The sequence below is a fragment of the Deltaproteobacteria bacterium genome (assembly GCA_016208165.1).
Classification (GTDB): domain Bacteria; phylum Desulfobacterota; class Desulfarculia; order JACQYL01; family JACQYL01; genus JACQYL01.
Genome location: JACQYL010000077.1, coordinates 1 through 4,647, shown reverse-complemented (window position 1 = coordinate 4,647; position 4,647 = coordinate 1). Strand labels below are relative to the sequence as shown.

General features: G+C 56.1%; 6 protein-coding genes. All 6 read right to left on the bottom strand.

Annotated features, from left to right (window positions below):
• Positions 1–581, bottom strand: a 581-nt coding sequence (locus HY788_15680) for a hypothetical protein (protein ID MBI4775582.1), incomplete at its 3' end; no start/stop codon positions are given.
• A 74-nt stretch (positions 582–655) separates the two neighbouring features.
• On the bottom strand, positions 656–1,660 hold the full coding sequence (locus tag HY788_15675; GenBank protein MBI4775581.1) for a PBS lyase: 1,005 nt from the start codon (positions 1,658–1,660) through the stop codon (positions 656–658).
• Between the two features lie 98 nt (positions 1,661–1,758).
• Positions 1,759–2,019: a hypothetical protein gene (locus tag HY788_15670; GenBank protein ID MBI4775580.1), complete on the bottom strand. Its 261-nt coding sequence runs from the start codon at positions 2,017–2,019 to the stop codon at positions 1,759–1,761.
• An 82-nt stretch (positions 2,020–2,101) separates the two neighbouring features.
• Complete coding sequence (locus HY788_15665; GenBank protein MBI4775579.1) at positions 2,102–2,347, bottom strand: zinc ribbon domain-containing protein; 246 nt, start codon at positions 2,345–2,347, stop codon at positions 2,102–2,104.
• 291 nt (positions 2,348–2,638) lie between these two features.
• Positions 2,639–2,956 (bottom strand): TusE/DsrC/DsvC family sulfur relay protein, encoded by a 318-nt coding sequence (locus tag HY788_15660; protein MBI4775578.1) that lies wholly within the window; start codon positions 2,954–2,956, stop codon positions 2,639–2,641.
• A gap of 131 nt (positions 2,957–3,087) precedes the next feature.
• Positions 3,088–4,530 carry a cobyrinate a,c-diamide synthase gene (locus HY788_15655; protein ID MBI4775577.1) on the bottom strand — a complete coding sequence of 481 codons (1,443 nt, stop codon included), beginning with the start codon at positions 4,528–4,530 and terminating at the stop codon, positions 3,088–3,090.
• Between the last annotated feature and the right edge of the window lie 117 nt (positions 4,531–4,647).

Genomic DNA, 4,647 nt, shown 5'->3' with positions numbered 1-4,647 from the left:
TAGGTGAGAATGTTGGCGCACCGGCGGTAAACCTCCGCGGCCTCCGTTCGAGACAGATACCGGTCTCCCTTCCTCTTATCCCACAGCAGGATCCGCTGAATTCCACCCGGTTCATCTTCGTGCAAGTGCCATTCATGATGATCCTCGAACCACTCGCTCATCATTACAGCCGCTGTTGAATCGCCGAAAGGAATCTCGGCCGCAGCGGCGATTCCGGGCAGGTATCCGTATCCCCGCAGCCGGTTCAAGAGTTTGATCACATCGAGCTCCCGGTGAAGACATCGTTTGCCTCTGTCGGTCACCGCGGTGCTGGTCGCAAACGTAAGCGTCCGGTCGTGAACCTTTATCTCGATACTCGCAATGTGGTAAAACGTTCCATGTTTCTCACTTCGAATGCGGATTTCTTTGATGTCCCGAACCGAAGCGCCGCTATGGCGCAGACGGAACGCCGCCGCCAACCGCATGCCTCCTTCCTCCAGAAGAAACTGCTCCAAAGCGTGGAAGTAGTCACGCAACGTCAGGCTCGAATGGGGTTTATTAGGAGCGAGCAGAAAGGGAAGGCCGAGGTTCGATTCGTCCATCTCGATATCGCCGGCGGGGGACGCGAAAAACAAACGCAAGGAGCAGGCCGGGGCGGCGGGGACGCCCAACGATATCACAATCCTTCCAGGGCCTGAGACGCCATTTGGCCCACGGTGAAGTTGGAGAACCGTCCGTCGTCATATCTGCGGACAACGGTCGTCTCATTCCGTAGACGTTCGAGTTCCTCTCTAGCGTCCGCATATCCCAACAGCCCCAAGATCCATGCGGCATAGGCGCGCGTCATCGGGTCCGGGTCACGAAGCATGGGAAAGAAGCGCCGGGCTTTACTTTTCAAAATATCCGGTTTTGCCTCGGCAATTCGTCCCAGACTCCAGAGCACTCTGGGCCTGAGTTGAGCATCCGTGACGAAATTGAACAGATGTGGAACGTAGCCCGAAAACACTGCCGGCCGGTTTCGGATAATCTCTCCAATGGCGTCCAAAGCGCCCCAGGAGGACGCCGCCGTATCCGTCAGAGCGCTGAAGAGCCTCTGAAGCAGGTTGGACACGGCATTGGGGTCGTCCTCTGCGATCGCCGCCGCCGCCCTGCCCAGCATGTCCGCTGCTCGCATGCGGAGGAGTTCGTCTCCCGTATAGAGCAAACGCTGAAGATCTCTTATGATCCGTTTATCCTCGCGGGCCGCGGTCAGCAATGTTTCGGTCTCGTATCGCTCCACAAGACCTTCAATTTCCTGTTTCGTGAAGGCTTTCGTCTTCGGTCGCCCGGAGGCTTTCCGCGGCGGTTCGCTTTTGCCGGCGCTCACGGCCCGTTGTACGCCCTCTTGAGTTACCTCCCGGATGTCCTCATGCATACGGATAAAAAACAATACGCCACGGATGGCGCGGCTTTCCAAAAACCCGCCGGGAACGATCAAATGATTTTCCAGATCGTATTTCTCCACTCGCTCTTCAATGTAGTCGTCCCCGGGCAGCAGGCTCCAGGCCAGATCCCAGTCCATGTTGCATGCGAACATCAGTGCTTCGATCATCGCGGTCCCGAGATTATGGCCGGTTATGTCGCATGCGAACACGGCCCCGCAAGAGCAGGATCCGACCGGCATTTCAGTCGGTCGTCTCATAGCCCCTTCCCTGGGCTTTTCAATCGGCATCCCGCAAAACGCACAGGTCGGACGTCGAACGAGTTCCCTTCCTGCAAATGTGCTGCGCATTGATTCCTTCACTCTCTGCCATCAAAATCCAGAGCTATCCCGCGACTCTCTTCATCATATTCGAATTCCACGATGTCGAACCCGGACCCTCTGGACTTGAACGTTATGGTCCAATTCCGGTAGGCATCGCCCGCGAATTCACAATTGAGTACGCCGGTTCGGGCGTCCAGGTCCTGGAGTTTCGGCACTACGTCCTCGAAGAACACTTCATTGATGAGCGCTTTGTCTTCTTCAGTCAGCTCGGGCTTTAACTGGTGATGTGAGGCCATAGATGCTACCGGAGATCACGGATTCCACAAACGGCTCCGGACAGAGCTTCCACCCGGTCCGGTGAAGGAGGGAAAGAGGTTCCTAGCGCGTAGGACCTGGAATATCCACGGTTACGCAATGATTGCCCTGACTGCAAGATTTTGCGGTGATCTTAGGCTGTTTACCGCCTTTTCCGCTCCCCATCACGTAGTTCGTTCTGCTCACCACGCGTTCCAGGGTTTCCGAACCGCATTTCGGACATGTAAGCTCGACGGTGTCGTCTGAGTTCGATAGGATGCTTTCAAAAAGATGCCCACATTGGACGCAGCTGAATTCGAAAATCGGCATAACATAGACTCCAAAAAATACCCACTGGATTCGCCCCGCCGGTTCGAGGCCGCATTTCCAGCTCAGCCGGGCCTTGACTCGATTCATACTCCGGGGCGGTCAATCGCTCTCATCCGCCCCGAACAATGCCCCAAGACCGCCGTTCGTGGATTGGACAATGAGCGGAACCGGCGACCACGGCAGCGGTTTTTAAGAAAAAAAGGCGCTGAGGTATGTTGATCACACCTCACGCCTTTTTCGATTTCTGTCAACAAGAATACCCAGCCCTGAATTCTTGTCTTTGCCTTCGGGTTACACACAACCCGTTGGTTTCGGCAATCCCGCCATCTTACAAGCGCCCTTGCCCGGTCCGGACGGGAACAACTCATAGATGTATTTCAGTTTGTAGCCGGTCACTTTAGACAGAATTCGCACCATGGGGGCGATTCCGTTCTTCCTGTAGTAGTCCTGCAGCACGGTGATGACTTTCCAGTGTTCGTCCGTCAGATCCTGGATGCCTTCCGTGGATTTGACATATTCGACCCACGTTTTGTTCCAATTATTGAAGTCATCAATGAAGCCGTCTTCATCAACGCTGAATTTTTCTCCCCCGAATTCAATCTCCGGCATCTCATACCTCCTAGTTTGTTGTAAACATCTTAAGTTTTAAATCCTAACGTGCTTTCAAAAGGTTGTCAAGCACCATTACTACCTATTACGATTCCCGCCAATCGATCTCTCGCGCACGTTCCGGCCACTGTTTATGCCGAACCGGTTCCAGCCATCATGAACGCGCCGCAACCGGCGCCGATACCCCGTCGCCTCTCCAACCGGTATCGACCGGCCCTGCGGACCATGGCCTCAGCCCATTCCGGCGTCCCGGCCGCATGTATATGAGTATAGAGCGCCAACACGTTTCGATACACCAGGCCGTCCCGGCCTTCCAGGCAACCCACTCCGCGCTCCATCTCCAAGGCGCTCGTCAACGGCAGCCCGCAAGCCTCCGGTTTCGAATAATGGAACTCATGCCCGTGCAGCCTGGCGCCCACTGGGAAAAAGGGATTTCCCTTATCCACCGTGAGAATACTGTATCCATGACCCTGGGGCCTCGACTTCATCTGGAATCGCACCGGAAGGATGCCCATCATCGGAAACCGGCCGTCTCGGGTAACCAACTCCTCGCCAAGCATCATCAATCCGCCGCACTCGGCGTATACCGGCAGGCCGGCCTCGACCGCTTCCCGGAGCGAGTCACGAAATACATGGTTGGAGGCAATCTTTTCGGCATGCGTTTCCGGAAACCCCCCACCTATATACAGAGCGTCTATCTCCGGCAAAGGACCCGGTTCGAGGGCGCTCACCTTCACCAGTTCCGCTCCTAAGCTTTCCAGGGCCTCGAGGTTCTCCGGGTAGTAAAACCAGAAAGCACTGTCCTCTATCACTCCAATTCGCGGCCTTCCATGCGCGTTCAGCGCTTGGAGTGACTTCTTTTCCGACTGGACTTCCAGCGTCGGCGCCGAATCGGCCAACGCAAGGACGTGTTCCAGATCAATACTGGTCTCCGCCAGGTTCTTCGTGTTGCGCAGGACCTCTTCTCTCGCCGGGTGCTCCTGGGGCGGTACGAGCCCCATGTGGCGCTCCGGCACCAGACCCTCGGCCAACCTCTCCACCACTCCGAGCACGGGGAGGCCCGTGTATTGCTCCACGGTTCGGCGAATCAGGGTTCCATGCCTGGATCCACGGATCCGATTCAGGATTACTCCCCCGAAATGAACGTCGGGGTCAAAATGCATGCACCCCAATACCATGGCGGCCACGGTTCGCGTTGCCATGGTACAATCCACCGTGAGAATTACCGGAGTCCGGGTCAGTTTGGCCAATTCCGCCGTCGAAAAGGTCCCCTTTTCATCCATGCCGTCGAAAAGACCGCGATTCCCCTCAATCAGAGCCAAGCAGCCGGAAGCATGCCGCAAAAGCGATCTCAAGGTCGCTTCGTTGCCCATCAAAAACGGGTCCAAATTATAGCACGGACGACCCGCGGCCAGCGCCAACCACCCCGTATCAATAAAATCGGGGCCTTTCTTGAACGGAACAACCTCCCGGCCCATCCCTATCAGGGCGGCAATCAATCCCATACTCTGGGTAGTTTTACCGGAACCTCCTCGCAAGCCTGCGAGGATCAATCTTGAAGAGCTTTTTGGCATGAGTTGCGGGTCGTATCAGTGCGCCATACGTTCTTACCGCATCGCTACAAAGAAAGTCTACAGCACCCGGTCATCCTTCCCGTTTGAAAACGGCCGGATGCGGCACTGCATCGGCTC

Bases quoted from the DNA above. Each gene is read 5' to 3' on its own strand.
- HY788_15655 (MBI4775577.1), bottom strand. From the start codon at position 4,530: ATGCCAAAAAGCTCTTCAAGATTGATCCTCGCAGGCTTGCGAGGAGGT.
- HY788_15670 (MBI4775580.1), bottom strand. From the start codon at position 2,019: ATGGCCTCACATCACCAGTTAAAGCCCGAGCTGACTGAAGAAGACAAA.
- HY788_15665 (MBI4775579.1), bottom strand. From the start codon at position 2,347: ATGCCGATTTTCGAATTCAGCTGCGTCCAATGTGGGCATCTTTTTGAA.
- HY788_15660 (MBI4775578.1), bottom strand. From the start codon at position 2,956: ATGCCGGAGATTGAATTCGGGGGAGAAAAATTCAGCGTTGATGAAGAC.
- HY788_15675 (MBI4775581.1), bottom strand. From the start codon at position 1,660: ATGAGACGACCGACTGAAATGCCGGTCGGATCCTGCTCTTGCGGGGCC.